This is a genomic window from Paenibacillus sp. OSY-SE (assembly GCF_000283315.1).
In the GTDB taxonomy this organism is placed as follows: Bacteria; Bacillota; Bacilli; order Paenibacillales; family Paenibacillaceae; genus Paenibacillus_B; species Paenibacillus_B profundus.
In genome coordinates, this window is the sequence record NZ_ALKF01000204.1 from 212,685 (window position 1) to 228,889 (window position 16,205).

Annotated in this window: 13 protein-coding genes and 2 pseudogenes; 7 read left to right on the forward strand and 8 right to left on the reverse strand. The window is 50.2% G+C overall.

The features are described 5' to 3' along the window. On the forward strand, nt 1-2,013 hold the full coding sequence (gene ligA, locus A372_RS0130850; protein ID WP_036705727.1) for an NAD-dependent DNA ligase LigA: 2,013 nt from the start codon (nt 1-3) through the stop codon (nt 2,011-2,013). 182 nt (nt 2,014-2,195) lie between these two features. On the opposite strand, the gene A372_RS39370 is transcribed toward ligA, so the two are convergent. The 3 genes from A372_RS39370 to A372_RS39735 all read right to left on the reverse strand — a co-directional run bounded on the left by A372_RS39370 (nt 2,196) and on the right by A372_RS39735 (nt 2,881). Next, nucleotides 2,196-2,285 (reverse strand): putative holin-like toxin, encoded by a 90-nt coding sequence (locus A372_RS39370; RefSeq protein WP_254912210.1) that lies wholly within the window; start codon nt 2,283-2,285, stop codon nt 2,196-2,198. A gap of 112 nt (nt 2,286-2,397) precedes the next feature. Beyond that, entirely contained in the window at nt 2,398-2,718 is a 321-nt protein-coding gene (locus A372_RS36850; protein ID WP_083858983.1) for a DUF3459 domain-containing protein, read from the reverse strand. Continuing rightward, complete coding sequence (locus A372_RS39735; RefSeq protein ID WP_083858984.1) at nt 2,678-2,881, reverse strand: alpha-amylase family glycosyl hydrolase; 204 nt, start codon at nt 2,879-2,881, stop codon at nt 2,678-2,680. The genes A372_RS36850 and A372_RS39735 overlap by 41 nt, the downstream gene beginning before the upstream one ends. Nucleotides 2,882-3,081: 200 nt before the next feature. Here A372_RS39735 and A372_RS0130865 point away from each other — a divergent pair, with 200 nt between their 5' ends. Beyond that, a complete protein-coding gene (locus A372_RS0130865) occupies nt 3,082-3,621 on the forward strand; it encodes a hypothetical protein (protein ID WP_019424812.1) in 540 nt (179 codons plus the stop codon). Nucleotides 3,622-3,776: 155 nt separating this feature from the next. Here the strand turns inward: A372_RS0130865 and A372_RS38940 are convergent. The 4 genes and pseudogenes from A372_RS38940 to A372_RS0130880 all read right to left on the reverse strand — a co-directional run. After that, nucleotides 3,777-4,022: pseudogene (locus tag A372_RS38940) on the reverse strand (IS1380 family transposase); the annotation flags it as partial. 265 nt (nt 4,023-4,287) lie between these two features. Then, nucleotides 4,288-4,377, reverse strand: a complete 90-nt coding sequence (locus A372_RS39200) for a putative holin-like toxin (protein ID WP_254912210.1) — start codon at nt 4,375-4,377, stop codon at nt 4,288-4,290. Between the two features lie 120 nt (nt 4,378-4,497). After that, on the reverse strand, nt 4,498-6,270 hold the full coding sequence (locus A372_RS0130875; RefSeq protein WP_019424813.1) for an alpha-glycosidase: 1,773 nt from the start codon (nt 6,268-6,270) through the stop codon (nt 4,498-4,500). Between the two features lie 64 nt (nt 6,271-6,334). Beyond that, nucleotides 6,335-7,363 carry a LacI family DNA-binding transcriptional regulator gene (locus A372_RS0130880; RefSeq protein WP_019424814.1) on the reverse strand — a complete coding sequence of 343 codons (1,029 nt, stop codon included), beginning with the start codon at nt 7,361-7,363 and terminating at the stop codon, nt 6,335-6,337. 275 nt (nt 7,364-7,638) lie between these two features. Between A372_RS0130880 and A372_RS0130885 the strand changes: the two genes are divergently transcribed. From A372_RS0130885 to A372_RS0130900, 4 genes are all read left to right on the forward strand, one after another. Then, on the forward strand, nt 7,639-8,943 hold the full coding sequence (locus A372_RS0130885) for a sugar ABC transporter substrate-binding protein (protein WP_019424815.1): 1,305 nt from the start codon (nt 7,639-7,641) through the stop codon (nt 8,941-8,943). Between the two features lie 177 nt (nt 8,944-9,120). Further along, entirely contained in the window at nt 9,121-10,512 is a 1,392-nt protein-coding gene (locus A372_RS0130890) for a carbohydrate ABC transporter permease (protein WP_019424816.1), read from the forward strand. Then, nucleotides 10,509-11,351 (forward strand): sugar ABC transporter permease, encoded by an 843-nt coding sequence (locus A372_RS0130895; protein ID WP_019424817.1) that lies wholly within the window; start codon nt 10,509-10,511, stop codon nt 11,349-11,351. The genes A372_RS0130890 and A372_RS0130895 overlap by 4 nt, the downstream gene beginning before the upstream one ends. A gap of 53 nt (nt 11,352-11,404) precedes the next feature. Then, nucleotides 11,405-13,852 (forward strand): glycoside hydrolase family 31 protein, encoded by a 2,448-nt coding sequence (locus tag A372_RS0130900; protein WP_019424818.1) that lies wholly within the window; start codon nt 11,405-11,407, stop codon nt 13,850-13,852. Nucleotides 13,853-14,011: 159 nt separating this feature from the next. Here A372_RS0130900 and A372_RS0130905 read toward each other — a convergent pair whose 3' ends face one another. After that, entirely contained in the window at nt 14,012-15,040 is a 1,029-nt protein-coding gene (locus tag A372_RS0130905; RefSeq protein ID WP_019424819.1) for a LacI family DNA-binding transcriptional regulator, read from the reverse strand. A gap of 140 nt (nt 15,041-15,180) precedes the next feature. On the opposite strand from A372_RS0130905, the pseudogene A372_RS35120 reads away from it, so the two are divergent. Continuing rightward, nucleotides 15,181-15,854 (forward strand): annotated as a pseudogene (locus A372_RS35120) (ABC transporter ATP-binding protein). The last annotated feature ends 351 nt before the right edge of the window (nt 15,855-16,205 follow it).

Sequence of the window (16,205 nt, forward strand, 5' to 3'; positions counted from 1 at the left end):
ATGGAACAACTCGTGGCGGATCTGAACCGTTACAATTATCATTATTACACGCTCGACGAGCCTGTCATCTCGGATAAAGAGTATGACAAGCTATATGACGAGCTCGTCGCGTTGGAGCGAGAAACGGGGGTTGTATTGTCCGATTCACCGACGAGTCGGGTCGGAGGCGAGATCCTGAAGGGATTCGATCCGCACCGTCACTTGTCGCGGCTGTGGAGCTTGGACAAGGCGCAGAATGAAGACGATCTGTATGCGTGGCATCAACGGGTCCTGCGCCTTATTCAAGACTACAACACGAAAAATCCAGAGGCAGAGCCTCTTCCTGCGCCCGCTTATGTGGTGGAGTTGAAATATGACGGATTGACCGTCAATCTGACCTATACGGATGGCCAGTTGGTCCAGGCGTCGACGCGCGGGAACGGCGTCGTTGGCGAGGCGATTTTGCCGCAGGTGAAGACGATCCGCTCTGTCCCGCTGACGATTCCGTACAAGGACGGCACGATTGAAGTGCAGGGCGAAGGCATTATGAACCTGTCTGTGCTGGATGCCTATAATAAGACAGCGGCCGAGCCGCTTAAAAATGCGCGCAATGCGGCGGCGGGAGCGCTCCGCAACTTGAATCCGCAAGTAACGGCGCAGCGGAAGCTGAGTGCTTTTTTCTATAATGTTGGCTACTCCGATGACGTAACGTTCACCACCCATCAAGAAATGATGGCATTTCTGAAGTCGAACCAATTCAAGGTGAATCCGTACATTACGTACTTTGATACGATAGAAGAGGTGCGCGAGGAACTGCATCGCGTGCAGGAGCAGCGCCCATCCTTGGATTATTTGATCGATGGGGCAGTCGTGAAGATTACCGATATGCGCACGCGCGAGGTGCTCGGCTACACGGATAAATTCCCGCGCTGGGCCGTTGCCTTCAAGTTCGAGGCAGAAGAGACGACGACCGTGCTGGAGTCGGTCAATTGGGAAGTCGGACGTACGGGTAAAATCACGCCGGTCGCGCGTGTAGAAGCGGTTGAGCTGGCCGGGGTGACCGTGCAGAACTGCACCTTGAACAATGTCGGCGACATCGAGCGGAAGAACCTGAAGCATGCACTGGGCGCACGTGTTTTCATCCGCCGTTCGAATGATGTCATTCCCGAAATTCTCGGTCGCGTGCCAGATGAAGAGGATGGCGAAGAAATTGTGTATCCGACGGAGTGCCCAGCTTGCGGATACACGCTTGAAATGCGCGGCGCGCATTTGTTCTGCAACAACAAGCTGAACTGCAAGCCGCAGATCGTCGCCCGCTTGGCGCACTTTGCATCGCGTGATGCGATGGACATCGAGACGTTCAGCGTCATGACTGCGGAGCAGCTGCATGATGAGCTGAACGTACATGAACCCTCTGACCTGTACGCGCTCGCCTTCGAACAGTTGGTCGTTCTCAATCGGTTCGGAGAGAAGAAGGCGAACAACCTGTTGGAGGCGCTGAATAAAAGCAAGACGCGCGACCTGGCAGCTTTCTTGTTTGCGCTCGGCATTCCGAATACGGGCAAGTCGACGACGCGGGCGCTTGCGGATCACTTCGGGACGCTGGAGGGCGTCATGCAAGCCACAACCGAGGAATTGATCGCCATTCCGGATGTGGGTGACATCGTGGCGGACAGCATCGTAACTTACTTTGCCGACCCTGTGAACCGAGCGAGCATCGACCGGATGCTCGAGCTTGGCGTAGAGCCGCAAGCAGTAGAGAAGCCTGCACCGGTAAGCGAAGATTCGTTCTTCTATGGCAAAACGGTCGTGCTGACCGGAACGCTGCACCTGATGACGCGTGAGGAAGCGACAGAGAAGCTGGAAGCGTGCGGTGCGAAGGTGACAGGCAGCGTATCGAAGAAGACCGATCTTGTCGTCGCCGGAGAGAAGGCGGGCAGCAAGCTGGCCAAGGCAGAACAGTTGGGCATTCCCGTAATTACGGACGAGAACGAGCTCGTGCGGCTGTTGAATGAAGCGCTCAGTCTAAATTGAACAGTCGTTGCACTTCGGAACACCGTTGAACAGTAAGAATATGTATGATACAATTTGCGTATAATAAAAAGAAGATCGTAGCGTCAACTACGACCTTCTTCCCACAATAACCGCATGAAGAGCGGTTGGCTTAATTAGGTGAGCAATCTAAAAAGTAGACCGCAGACCTTGGTGGGGGCGGTCTACTTTTTCTTTAAGTAAGTGAGCAAAGCGAGAATGAACATTCCGAAAAGGAACATTAAACTCAATGCTTCAAATACGCTCACTGGCATCACCTCCTTTGCAGGAGACAAGCCAACCGCCCATAAGCCATTATTGTGTTCCTATGACTATATCATAATATGAACTAGATAGAGTGCTCCTGCATTGCTTACGTAACAAGGACTACTGCTCCAGTTTCAATATACGCCAGCACATACCCTCGACCTTTACCTGCAAGCCCTTGTGATTTCCCGCCAGCATTTCGCCCGTATCGGACCTATCATCGATACTGACACTCTGCCATACACCTTCACAAATCTGCAGACTTATCGTCCGGCTTTGCTCGGATCCATTCAGCACGAAGAGCCAGTGCCCATTCGCATCGGCACGCTCATACGCGATGACCCGGTCATCCTCCTGCGCATGAATGAAGCGGAAGCTGCCCGTCCGCAGCGCGGAATACTTATGCCGCAGCGCGATCAGGCTGCGATAATAGTGCAGCAGGCCGGCAGCCTAGGTCATGCTCCCTGTCCAATCTGACCTCGTCGCCATAATAAATGCACGGTGTGCCCATGAACGTCAGCTGGAACAGCGCGGCCAGCTTCATCTTGCGCTTGTCGTTGCCGCTCAGTGTCAGCAGATGCGGCGTGTCATGGCTGTCCAGCAGGTAATGTTCTCTCCTTTGCTTATTTCGGTTGTTTAAAAAGTCCCCTTTTGATCATGATGCATCCTAAGAGGCCATTCGACATCGAATAGCACTGCCCGGACAAATCGTCTCCGCAGCATTGATTTTAGGGTTGAGCCACTACTAATTTATAATCCGCATACAAGCGCGTGTTGCAGTATAATTATTTTGAGGTGATTATCATGAGGCGATTGAGAATTCGTTTACTGCTTCCTTTTATCATTTTATCCGGATGCTACCACAATCAAGCCCCTACTGAAACGAGCATCCATCAGCAACCAAATAACTATATGGAGTCAAACGAATCTGCACACAACATACCCGAAAAAGCGCTCCCCATCAAGGATGCTGTGAAGCAAGTTCCATTTACGGTAATGCAGCCAGAAGTCCCCTTTGAAGTAACGGACAAATCAGCAAGAGTATTTCATACCCAGATGAATTTCGATGCGATCGAAATATCATACCTCAACACCAAGCAAGGACTTAATCTCCTGTTGACGATAACCAATTCCCAGCATGACACAGGGCCGAAAGGCAAGAAATACCGCAAGCTTGACAATCAAGCTCAAACTTGGGATCAAGCCAATGAATTTTTCAGTGCTTTGTATTGGAGACATGATGGGCTCACCTATGTGCTGTTCTCTGGAAAAGAGACGAATGGAACGACGTCCCCTCTCTATAGCAACGAGCAACTGCTGGAAATTGCAAATACGATAGAGTAAGTCCTGAATCCGTGAAAGATTGTTGTCCAGGGGGTGTTTAAGCCCCGATTCTTGGGAATGGAATAGAAAATGAAGTGCGGCTTGTTTTCGAAGCGCAAATAGCCAGGTGCAAACAGACCTACCCTATTGGGAAAACCCAGTCTTGGATCTACCTCTCAGCCGGACAGCACGATATAAATGCATCGTAAGGTCAGGTACCACGGACTATGGCGGCCAAATCTTAGATTCGTTTCCCGTGCATGCTGAACCAATCGAGAGGCCATCCAAATCAAAATTTTCAACAGCATCAAATCGTTGGTGGCAAACTTCCCTGACGGCAGTCTTTCCAATTTCAGATCTGTTTTGAACTCGCTATGGAATTGTTCACTGGTGGCGTGTTCGCGATACAAACCTACGATTTGCGAGGGTGAACAGGTTAGGGTTGTCCAGTACACTTCTGCTTCCACGCTTTGCGTGAGTGGGATCTATCCATTCGCTTCGACAGCTCGTTCCGTCATGCGATAGACCACACCGTTGAACAGTAAGAATATGTATGATACAATTTGCGTATAATAAAAAGAAGATCGTAGCGGCAATTACGACCTTCTTCCCACAATAACCGCATGAAGAGCGGTTGGCTTTTTACAAGGTGCGAAAGTAGACCGCAGACCTTTGAGACAGGGCGGTCTACTTTTTCTTTAAGTAAGTGAGCAAAGCTAGAATAAACATTCCGAAAAGGAACATTAGACTCAATGCTTCAAATACGCTCACTGGCATCACCTCCTTTGCAGGAGATTAGCCAACCGCCCAAAAGCCATTATTGTGTTCCTATGACTATATCATAATATTTCCAATTGAACTAGATAGTGTGCTCCTGCATTGCTTGCGAAGTGCGAACTACTGCTCCAGTTTCAATATCCGCCAGCCCATACCCTCGACCTCTACCTGCAAGCCCTTGTGATTTCCCGCCAGCATTTCACCCGAATCAGGCCTATCATCGATACTGACACTCTGCCATACACCTTCACAAATCTGCAAAATTACCGTCTGGCTTTGCTCAGATCCGTTCAGCACGAAGAGCCAGCGCCCATTCGCGTCTGCCCGCTCATACGCAATGACCCGGTCGTTCTCCTCTGCATGAACGAAGCGGAAGCTGCCCGTCCGCAGCGCGGAATACGCATGCCGCAGCGCGATCATGCTGCGATAATAGTGCAGCAGGCCGGCATCCTGCCGCTTTTCATCCCATTCCATGCATTTGCGGCAGCCTGGATCATGATCCCCGTCTAATCCCACCTCGTCGCCATAATAAATGCACGGCGTTCCCAAGAACGTCAGCTGGAACAGCGCAGCAAGCTTCATCTTGCGCTTGTCGTTGCCGCACAGCGTCAGCAGACGCGGCGTATCATGACTGTCCAGCAGGTTGAACATGACCTCGTTAGCCTGCAGCGGGTAGCTTGCCAGCTGATGCTGGATCGCTTGCGCGAATCCGAGTCCGTCAATCGATTCCTGTGCAAAAAAATCATGCATTGCATACGTAAACGGATAGTTCATCACCGCATCGAACTGATCGCCCTGCAGCCACATCATGCCCTCGTGGAACATCTCGCCCAAAATATAAGCGTCTGGGTTAACGGCTTTAACTGTTTGGCGGAATTCACGCCAGAACTGGTGGTCCACTTCATTGGCGACATCGAGACGCCAGCCGTCGATGCCGACCTCTTCAATCCAGTAGCGCGCCACATCGAGCAAATAGGTCTTCACTTCCGGATGCTCCGTGTTCAACTTCGGCATCATCGGCGTGAACGCAAATGTGTCGAAGGTCGGCACGTCGTCAATCACCTCGAGCGGGAACTGACGGACATGGAACCAATCCTTGTAGGCGGATTGCTCGCCTTTTTCGAGCACGTCAACAAAAGGCGGGAACGTGTGGCCGCAATGATTGAATACCGCATCGAGCAGGACGCGAATGCCGCGGTCGTGACACACTTGCACCAATTCCTTCAGCTTTTCATTCGTGCCGAAGTGCGGGTCGACCATCATGTAGTTTTTCGTATCGTACTTATGGTTCGTTGTCGCTTCAAAAATAGGGGTGAAGTATATCGCCGTTACGCCGAGCTGTTCCAAATGAACGAGGTGGTTCAGAACCCCCTGCAGGTCGCCGCCAAAATAATTGTCCGGCTTCGGATCGCCGCCCCAAGGCAGCACTTCCTCCGGATCGTTGCTGGCATCGCCATTGGCAAAGCGCTCCGGGAAAATTTGATAGAACACCGCATCCTTCACCCAAGCCGGCGGCGCAAAGATGTCCGCAGGGTTCAGGAACGGATACTCGAACCAGCTCTTCGTCGGCTCCGGCGTTTCCCGTTGGAAGCCGCGTTCGGTCATCCACACCGCGTCATGCGCATCCTCCAGCTTGAACGCGTAGGCGAGACGGCGGAATGGAGGAATCGTCTCCGCTTGCCAATAATCGAACAGATCATCCTGATACATGCGCGTCATCGGAACAGAGATGGTCTTCTCTATTCCCTCCCAGCTGTTGAACTTATCCCCGTAATAGACGGTGACACGATTTACGTCATTTTTCTTCGTGCGGATGCGAACGTGAATGGTTTTGTGGTCATAAGCATATGCCCAGTTCTGTTTAGGGCGATGGTAAATGGCTTCGAGCAGCATAATAATGTCCTCTCCTTTGGCTTATATCGAACTGCTTGCAGACTGACGAACGAAAGATTGATGTTTACGCTTCGGAATCGGGAGACGTCACTGACCTTCGCCATATAAGCTGATGCGGAATGATGATGCGAGCCTGCTCGAACCCATCGCCCTTGATGCGCTGGATTAGAGCCTGAACCGTAGATTGGCCCATTTGATACATGCCGATATCGACGCTCGAAATCTGTGGCAAGCACATCTCAGCCAGCGATGTGTTGTTAAATCCGACGACGCTGCAATCCTCCGGAACTCGGAGCCCGTTATTCCATAGCGAGCGAATGATGCCGAAGGCAACGACGTCATCGATTGCAATGATGGCGGTCGGTCGTTCTTCAAGCTTCAAAATCTGCTCGGTGACTTGCATCGCCGAGTCAGGCGTGAATGCGCCTTCAAAAACATAGTCGCCCCGGAACGGAATGCCCCCATCGAGCAAGGCCTTGCTATATCCGTCCAATCGGTCTTTCGATACCGTCAATTCGAATGGCCCGCTGACGAAGCCGATACGGCGGTGACCGAGTTCAATTAGATGGCGAGTTATCGCCTGCGCGGCTGCAATGTTGTCGTTATCCACGGAAGTGATATCGCTGTAATCCTCGCTGCGCCCAACGAGCACGAACGGAAACTTTTTCTCCCGCAAAAACGATATATTCGGATCCTCTCGTTGAGAGGCGAGCAAAATAATGCCGTCGACGTTGCGCCCCTGAACGAGCCGCTCTACCGCTTTCCATTCTTCTATTTCATTGGTGCTGGTGGTCATCAAAATATCATAACCGCTGGAAGCTGCCTTCGTCACGATGCCCCGAATAATTTCGGAGAAGAACTGATTCTGGAACAGTTCTTCTGCGGGGCGGGGGAGAACAATGCCGATATTGTGCGTTGTCCTCGTAACTAAGCTCTTGGCCATAAGGTTCGGGTGGTAACCAAGCTCTTCCATGACCTTGCGTACTTTGCGGCTTGTCTTCTGGCTGATACGCGAATCGTTCGAGATTACGCGCGACACCGTAGAAGGCGAGACGCCAGCCTTTTCGGCCACATTAATTATGGTTACTGCCATCGGGAAAACCTCACTTACTATAAATGTTCTCAAGTATGAATCACAGTATAAAATAAAATATTTTTTTGTGCAAACGGTTTACAAGATAAAAGTTGAATTGTATAATCCACATATACGCAACCGCTTACAATGCCTTTGTATTAAAGGGTTTATTTTTTTAACGATTTGTGCAAAGGTTTGCATAGATCTAGGAACAATTTTGCACCATGGTACCTAGCTTCAACTTTGCACGCTTTGAAATCAGCAAACTTGCACAATTGAAAGGGGATTCACACATGAAGAAATGGGTAGTAACGCTTTTGTCGGTCATGATGGTATTTACAATTACGGCTTGTTCCTCCGGCGGCGGCAATAATTCGACGAGCGGGGCGGGAGCAACGACAGATGCTGCGGAGTCGACAGACACGGCGACGGACAGCGGGGCAGCGGAAAGCGATCAGTTGGTTCCAGAAGAAGGAGCAAGCTTGATCGTATGGGAGAGTAAAGAAAGCCGTCCTTTCATCGAGGCTATCACCAAGGAATTCACAGAGAAGTACAACGTTCCCGTCAAGTTTGAAGAAGTGGCGGCTCCTGACCAAGTCAATAAGCTGGTCAATGACGGTCCTGCCGGCATTGCAGCGGATATCGTAGTCTTCCCGCATGACAACCTGGGTAAAGCGGTAACGGCTGGTCTCGTGTTCCCGAATGATTTCCATGAGGCACAGACACGTGAAGCGAACTCCGAATTAGCAGTTAATGCAGCATCCTTTGATGGCGTGCTGTACGGATATCCGCGTTCTGTAGAAACGCTCATCATGTTCTATAACAAAGACTTGCTGCCAGAGGCACCTAAGACCATGGAAGAGGTTGTTGAACTATCCAAGAAAATGAACGACATACCTAACAAAAAGTACACGTACATGTGGGAAATTGGGAACTTCTATTATGACTACATGTATCTGGCAACAACAGGCGGCTACGTGTTCGGCAACAATGGCAGCGATAAAGCGGACATTGGCTTGAACAACGAAGGTGCGGTTAAAGGGGCGGCGTTCCTGCAGCAGTTTGCTAAGCAGGTGCTTCCATTGACGACATCCGATGTAACGGGCGATGTGAAAAAGGGCTTGTTCTCCAGCGGTCAATTGGCGATGAATATCGACGGACCATGGGCGATTCCGGACTTGAAGAAAGCAGGCATCAACCTCGGCGCAGCAATGATCCCTAGCATCGATGGCCAGCCTTCCAAGACGTTCTCCGGCGTGAAAGCTTGGTATGTCAACTCTTACACGAAATATCCGAACGCGGCTAAGCTGTTCGCAGAATATGCATCGACGAAAGACGCTCAGCTGAAAGCCTTCGAATTGAACGGCGTTGTCCCTTCCAACAAAGAAGCGGCAGCCGATCCAACAGTAGCCAACGATCCGTTCACCGTTGCGGTATTAGAGCAGTTCGAGAACTCTTACCCAATGCCGGCTATTCCAGAGATGGGCAGTGTGTGGAGCCCGATGGCGGCAGGCCTTGCAGACGTGCTGAACAAAGGAAAAGATCCGAAAGCAGCGCTTGACAACGCCGTACAGCAAATTAAAGACGCCAATAAATAAAAGTACGTGCTCCAAACAGATCAACTTGACTCATGATCAAAAATGGAAGGCAGCTTTATTAACTTCCTATAAATAAAGAGAGAAAAAGCCCGGGGGAGCAATCGCTTGCCCGGGTCGTTTAAATTGGTCGGACGTCGTGACATAACGATATTGGATATGGAGAAAGGAGAGTCCTTTATGAGCACTCGACAATCGTCTTCTTCGGGTGATGCGCCATCTGCACTTCATCAGACAGGGCCGACGCCAGGTGAGACACATGCGAAATACGCCAGTAAAGCTGCCGTTCTTTCTGGGGTGTTCTGGGGTCTAGGGCAACTATTTAACCGTCAGTATCTCAAAGGTATTCTGCTCATGCTGTGTGAAGCCTTGGGGCTTTACTATTTAATCAATCAATTGCCGCGTGCATTATGGGGATTATACACACTCGGCGAGACGCCTTCCCAAATGCAGAAGGTCGGCAAGCTGTACAAGATGGTGGCTGGTGATCATTCCATCCACCTCATTATTAGCAGCTTAATTACCCTGGTTGTCCTGTTTGTATTTATTTGGATGTACATTTTAGTTGTGAAGGACGCCCTTGCAGTCGGACGTCTGCGTGAGCGGGGCGATACACCGAATCGTTTCCTGCAGAGCTTGGAATATGTGAAAGAGAACAAATTCGCCTATTTGTTCTTGGCTCTGCCGACAGCGGCTGTATTGTTCTTTACGATTATGCCGATCATCTTCATGATTTTACTTGCCTTCACGAACTATTCGGCGCCTGAGCATATTCCGCCGGCGAAGCTGGTCGATTGGGTCGGCTTGCAGAACTTTAAAGATTTGCTGCAGCTTGGATCATGGAGTGACACGTTCTACGGCGTATTGACGTGGACGATCATTTGGGCCATCTTGGCTACCGTCACTTGTTATTTTGGCGGTATTCTAGTAGCGCTGTTGGTGCAGCAGGCGGGAATTCGTTTCAAGACGATGTGGCGCACTATTTTTATTATTCCGTATGCGATTCCGCAAATGTTGTCGTTTCTCATTATGCGCAACATGTTTAACGGTGAATTCGGTCCAATCAACCAATACTTGAGCTATTTCGGGTTAGGCAAGCTGCCTTGGCTGTCCGATCCGTTCTGGGCCAAAGTAACTGTGCTTATGGTCAATATGTGGGTAGGTATTCCGGTTACGATGGTGCTTGTCATCGGCATATTGACTACGATTCCGAAAGATATGTACGAAGCTGCGGATGTTGACGGAGCAACGGCATGGCACAAATTCCGCTCCATCACGATGCCGATGATTCTGTACTCAACAGCACCTATTTTAATTGGGCAATTTGCAGGTAATATTAATAATTTTAACGTCATCTTCCTGATGACCAACGGGAACCCGCCTAACGGCGAATACCAATATGCGGGCAGCACCGACTTGCTTGTCACCTGGCTGTACAAGTTGACGCTGGATAACAACAAGTTCAATATGGCGGCAGCCATAGGCATCATTATCTTCATTATTGTGGCCTCGCTATCGATATGGAGCTATCGCCGTACACGTTCATTCCGAGAGGAGGATCTCATCCAATGAGTGTGGGGAAAAAGAAAAATTCAAAGCTGCGTCTTACATTTAGCTACCTGCTGTTAATCATCATTGCAATAAGCGTCTTTTATCCGACCATTTGGATTTTGATGTCCTCCATCCGGCCGGGAACGTCTATTTACAGCGAAACGTTAATTCCGAAAAACCCGACGTTTGAGCATTACATTAGCTTATTCACATCGGACCAATACCAGTATGGCCGCTGGTATTTGAACACATTAAAGATAGCGACCTTTAACATGATCTTCGGTGTTATTCTGGTCGTTATGACCGCTTATGCCTTGTCGCGCTTTCGTTTCTACGGACGCAAAAATTTGATGTCGGGGATGCTGGTGCTCGGCATGTTCCCTGGATTTATGAGCATGATCGCCATATACATCCTGCTGATGCAGCTTAATTTGCTGGATACGCATATGGCCCTGATTTTGGTGTACTCTGCGGGAGCTCCGTTAGGAGCGTTTGTCGTGAAAGGTTTCTTCGATACCATTCCGAAGAGTCTGGAGGAATCGGCTCGCATTGATGGAGCCTCCCATTGGACCGTATTTCGTAAAATTATGCTGCCACTTTCCAAGCCGATGATCACATACGTTGGTCTTACCACTTTCGCCGGCGCGTGGGGCGACTTCATCTTTGCCCGCCTCGTATTGCGGACGAAAGAAAAGTGGACGCTTGCCATCGGACTTTGGGATATGGTCAACAACGCATCGACCAACTTTACGATGTTTGCGGCCGGTGCCGTGTTGATAGCCATTCCGATTGCGCTTTTGTACTTATTCCTGCAGCGCTTCCTCGTGGAAGGACTTACAGCCGGGGCGAGCAAAGGATAGTAGGAGCTGGAATGGGATTAAATTAGAAAGAAGTAGGAGCAGGAGGGATTACGATGCTAGACACAAGTGCAGCGATACACCCAGAGAATGCAAGCCAGCATACAGAGAGAAGCACGGGCGTGCAGCTTGGGATGATTACACAGATTACAGAACAGAATAATGCGCTTCTGCTTATGGGAGAGCATTTTAATCTGGCCATAACATCGGTAGACGGCGGTTCGATTCGCATCAAGACATTCCGCGGACAGCAGCCGAATTGGAAGACGACTCCGGCGATTATAGCGTCGGAGACCCGTACTCAAGAGCCGCTGAAGTGGACGGCTGATGAAGAGCGGGTGTCGGTTGTTAGCGGAAGCACAACGGTTGAAATGAATCGGAAGACAGGTTCCTTGTCCATCCGCAACGGAGAACAACAGGTGAACATCCTCAGTGTGCAGCGAAATCGGGAGTCTGTAGGCGACTATACGACATTTATTTCGCTGAGTGAAGATGACCATATTTATGGCCTCGGGGAAAAGACAGGATTTCTGGATAAGCGCGGCGAGCGCTATACGATGTGGAATACCGACGTATACGCCCCTCATGTGCCGGAAATGGAAGCCTTATATCAATCCATTCCTTTCCTGACGGTGTTGAATAACGGCAACGGTTATGGATTGTTCTTGGACAATCCGGGCAAGACCGTATTTGATATGCGTACCTATGCGAACATGGCGATGATTCAATCTTGGACTGGCGAGCTTGATCTATATTGGATTGAGGGGCCGACCATGAAGGAAGTTATCGTCCGCTACAGTGAGCTGACCGGACGCATGCCGCTGCCGCCGAAGTGGGCGCTCGGATATCACCAATCACGTTACAGCTATATGGATGAAAAAGAAGTGATGGATCTGGCGCATACGTTCCGCGACAAGGAGATCCCTTGCGATGTCATCCATCTCGACATTCATTATATGAACGGCTATCGCGTCTTTACGTTTGATGAGAACCGCTTCCCGAATCCGGAGCAGATGATGGCGCGGCTGCGCGAGCTCGGCTTCCATATCGTTCCGATCGTGGATCCGGGCGTGAAGAAGGATCCGATGTATGCCGTCTATATGGAAGGCGTCGACGAGAACTTCTTCTGCAAAACGGCCGAAGGAGACATATATACCGGTCCGGTCTGGCCGGGAGAGAGCGCGTTCCCGGACTTCACTGAATCGCGCGTGCGCGATTGGTGGACGGAGAAGCAGCGCTTCTATACGGACTTGGGCATCGACGGCATCTGGAACGACATGAACGAGCCGGCCATCTTCAATGAGACGAAGACGATGGACGTCAATGTCATGCACGGCAACGAAGGCGATCGCAAGACCCACGGCGAGCTGCACAATCTATACGGCATGTGCATGTCCCAGGCGAGCTATGAAGGACTGAAGGCACTGCTCGACGGCAAGCGTCCGTTCGTATTGACGCGCGCAGGCTACAGTGGTATTCAACGCTATGCAGCCGTATGGACAGGCGACAACCGCAGCTTCTGGGAGCATATGTCGATGGCGATGCCAATGGTGCTCAACCTGGGGATGTCCGGCGTTCCGTTCGCGGGACCGGATATCGGCGGCTTCGCCCATCATACAAGCGGCGAGCTGCTGGCACGGTGGATGCAGATGGGTGTCTTCTTCCCGTACTGCCGCAATCATAGTGCCATTGATACGCTGCGTCAGGAGCCTTGGTCGTTCGGCGAAGAGATCGAGCGCATCTGCCGGCAATACATTTCATTGCGCTACCAATGGATGCCTTACCTGTATCATTGGTTCTATGAAGCCTCCAAAACGGGGCTTCCGGTTATGCGTCCGCTTGTGCTCGAATATCCGAACGATCCACAAGTATATAATTTGTGCGACCAATTCCTCGTGGGTGATTCGGTTATCGTTGCTCCGGTATACCGCCCGAATACGGAATGGCGATCTGTGTATTTGCCGGAAGGCGAGTGGGTGGATTACTGGAGCGGGGAGCGCTATGCGGGCCAGCAGCACATTCATGTGCATGCGCCGCTTGCGAAGCTGCCAATCTTTATCCGCGCAGGCGCTATTCTGTTGGAAGGTCCGGTTCGCCAGTATGCGGATGAGGCGGTTGCGGATGAGTTCGTGACGGCATCCATCTATCTGCAGGGCAGAAGCGGGACGAGCAGTCTGGAATGGTACGAAGATGACGGCTTGACATTTGCCTATGAAGACGGGGAATGGAATAAGATGCTTATCGAAGCGACAGAGTCTGAGCAAGCGCTGAACGTGACGGCGAAGTATACAACTCGCGGTTACGATTCGCAGCGGGCAAGCATCCAATTCCGCATCATCGGCCTTGCGGCCGCTCCGAAGGGCGTTGCTGGATCGGGTGAGCAGGTTCAGGCTGCGCAGCTGGCTCAGCAAGCATCGGGCTGGGCTTATGAAGCCGAGCGCGGTGAGCTGTGGTTGAAGTTGCCTAACACTACAGATGGAATCGAAATGAATATCACATTGTAAAAGTAGATTGAACTGAAAAAGCGATGGAGCATTCGGCTGTGAGGCCGGGATGTCCCATCGCTTTTCTTATTGATAACTTTTCCCGCCAAACATTTCTATTTCACCAAAAATAATTGATTAATCGCTTAACTTAACATGAACACGGGTCATCGCCCTTGCTTACGAATCCGAATTGAACGCTATTACCGAGTCGCGCCATATGAGCTGATGTGGAATGATGATCCGAGCTTGCTCGAAGCCATCGCCCTTAATACGCTGGATGAGCGCTTGGACCGCCGAACTGCCCATCTGATAAATACCGATATCGATACTGGCGATCGGAGGCAGGCACATTTCAGACAACAACGTATTATTGAAGCCAACCACACTGCAGTCTTCCGGTACGCGCAAGCCGTTGCTTCGCAATGAACGAATGATGCCGAATGCGACAACATCATCGATCGCAACAATGGCCGTCGGACGTTCCTCCAGCTTTAAGATTCGCTCCGTCATTTGCGCCGACGATTCCTGAGTGAATTCGCCTTCCAATATGTACTCTTCGCGAGATGGGATTCCCGCCTCCATCAATGCTTTGCTGAATCCATCCAGCCGATCCTTCGATACCGTCAAATTGAATGGACCGCTCACAAAGGCGATATTGCGGTGACCCAACTGGATCAACCTGCGTGTAATGTCATACGATGCAGCAATATTATCGTTATCCACCGAAATGATGTCCAAATACTGATCGCTGCGGCCGACCAGCACGAATGGGAACTGCTTGTCCCGTAAAAAGGAAATAATCTGATCGTCTCTGCGAGAGGACAATAAAATGATGCCATCCACATTTCGGCCATGCACTAACCGTTCGACCGCCTTCTCTTCTTCCATCTGACTTGTTCCGGCAGTCATGAGCACATCATAGCGGCTGGAAGCTGCCTTCGTAACGATGCCGCGAATAATTTCGGAAAAAAATTGATTCTGAAACACCTCATCCGCAGGGCGAGGCAGGACGATGCCCAAATTGTTCGTTGTCTTCGTGACCAGACTCTTCGCAAGCATATTCGGGTGATACCCGAGCTCTTCCATTGCTTTGCGCACCTTGCGGCTCGTCTTCTGGCTAATACGCGAATCATTCGAGATGACACGTGATACGGTTGATGGAGACACGCCTGCTTTTTCAGCTACATGAATAATCGTTACTGCCATCGGATTGTCCTCGCTTTGCAAAATAGTACCCAGAGTATAAGTCATAACCGGAGCGGGTGCAAAGCATTTGCAACAATATATGAAGACTCCGCTGAACAATCCATTTCATTCATTTGTAATCTGTCGTTCATATTCGGTTCATGTTCTCTTTCTACAATATAAAAGTCCGAAGCGACATCCTGATATGCCCAAAGGACATTATCGTTGTGGGCCCTTCTGGCTCGGGGAAAAGCACCTTTTTATCGATTGCAGGGACATTGCTCACGCCGTCAAGCGGACGCATTTTAATTAATGGGACGGATATTGCGGGAATTACAACGCAGAAGCTGAATCGTGTCCGTTTGGACCATATCGGCTTTGTTCTAATTTGGTTCCGTATTTAACCGTTGTGGATCAATTATTGCTAGTGGCCCGGTTGAGTAAGAAGAGTGCGAAGGAAGCCGAGCGAAAAGCTGTACAATTATTAGAAGATGTCGGCATGCTGTATCGTCTTCATCACTATCCTGATAAGCTGTCGGGAGGGGAGCGTCAGCGCGTTGCGATTACGCGTGCGTTAATGAACGATCCTGAGGTTATATTGGCCGATGAGCCTACTGCGAGCTTAGATTCCAAGCGGGGACGGTCGGTCGTGGAAATGCTTGCTTCTGAAGTAAAGGCCAGACGCAAGGCTGCGGTCATGGTTACACATGATGAACGTGTATTGGATTTATGTGATCGGATCGTCACTATTAAGGATGGCGCGCTTGTGGAAGAGCAAGCGCAGAAGCGAAGTCATACGGTTCAGGCGAAACAATTAGAAATGGCGCGCAGCTGACTCGTGTGATTAGTTCCTTCTCTTTTGAATTAGGTTTCTCGACAAAATGGGATGCAGCTTGACACCGCATCCCCAAATATCATTTGTAATTTATTTCTTGTTGCATCGAATAAAGCAAATATGGTACATTATTTCTTGTCGATTCGACGCGAAACTTGCTGAAACACAATGAAATAAATAAGTGTTGACAACAAAATGTCGATTTGATATAGTAGTTAAGCGCTGACGCCGAAAGGCATCAACGCACGAAAGTTAAATAAGAAATATGAGTTCCTTGAAAACTGAACAAATGACAAAGCAAGAGAATGAAAATTCTCGTCAGCAATACAATGAGCAAGTCAAACTAACTTT

Bases quoted from the DNA above. Each gene is read 5' to 3' on its own strand.
- ligA (WP_036705727.1), top strand. From the start codon at position 1: ATGGAACAACTCGTGGCGGATCTGAACCGTTACAATTATCATTATTAC.
- A372_RS39370 (WP_254912210.1), bottom strand. From the start codon at position 2,285: ATGCCAGTGAGCGTATTTGAAGCATTGAGTTTAATGTTCCTTTTCGGA.
- A372_RS0130865 (WP_019424812.1), top strand. From the start codon at position 3,082: ATGAGGCGATTGAGAATTCGTTTACTGCTTCCTTTTATCATTTTATCC.
- A372_RS39200 (WP_254912210.1), bottom strand. From the start codon at position 4,377: ATGCCAGTGAGCGTATTTGAAGCATTGAGTCTAATGTTCCTTTTCGGA.
- A372_RS0130875 (WP_019424813.1), bottom strand. From the start codon at position 6,270: ATGCTGCTCGAAGCCATTTACCATCGCCCTAAACAGAACTGGGCATAT.
- A372_RS0130880 (WP_019424814.1), bottom strand. From the start codon at position 7,363: ATGGCAGTAACCATAATTAATGTGGCCGAAAAGGCTGGCGTCTCGCCT.
- A372_RS0130885 (WP_019424815.1), top strand. From the start codon at position 7,639: ATGAAGAAATGGGTAGTAACGCTTTTGTCGGTCATGATGGTATTTACA.
- A372_RS0130890 (WP_019424816.1), top strand. From the start codon at position 9,121: ATGAGCACTCGACAATCGTCTTCTTCGGGTGATGCGCCATCTGCACTT.
- A372_RS0130895 (WP_019424817.1), top strand. From the start codon at position 10,509: ATGAGTGTGGGGAAAAAGAAAAATTCAAAGCTGCGTCTTACATTTAGC.
- A372_RS0130900 (WP_019424818.1), top strand. From the start codon at position 11,405: ATGCTAGACACAAGTGCAGCGATACACCCAGAGAATGCAAGCCAGCAT.
- A372_RS0130905 (WP_019424819.1), bottom strand. From the start codon at position 15,040: ATGGCAGTAACGATTATTCATGTAGCTGAAAAAGCAGGCGTGTCTCCA.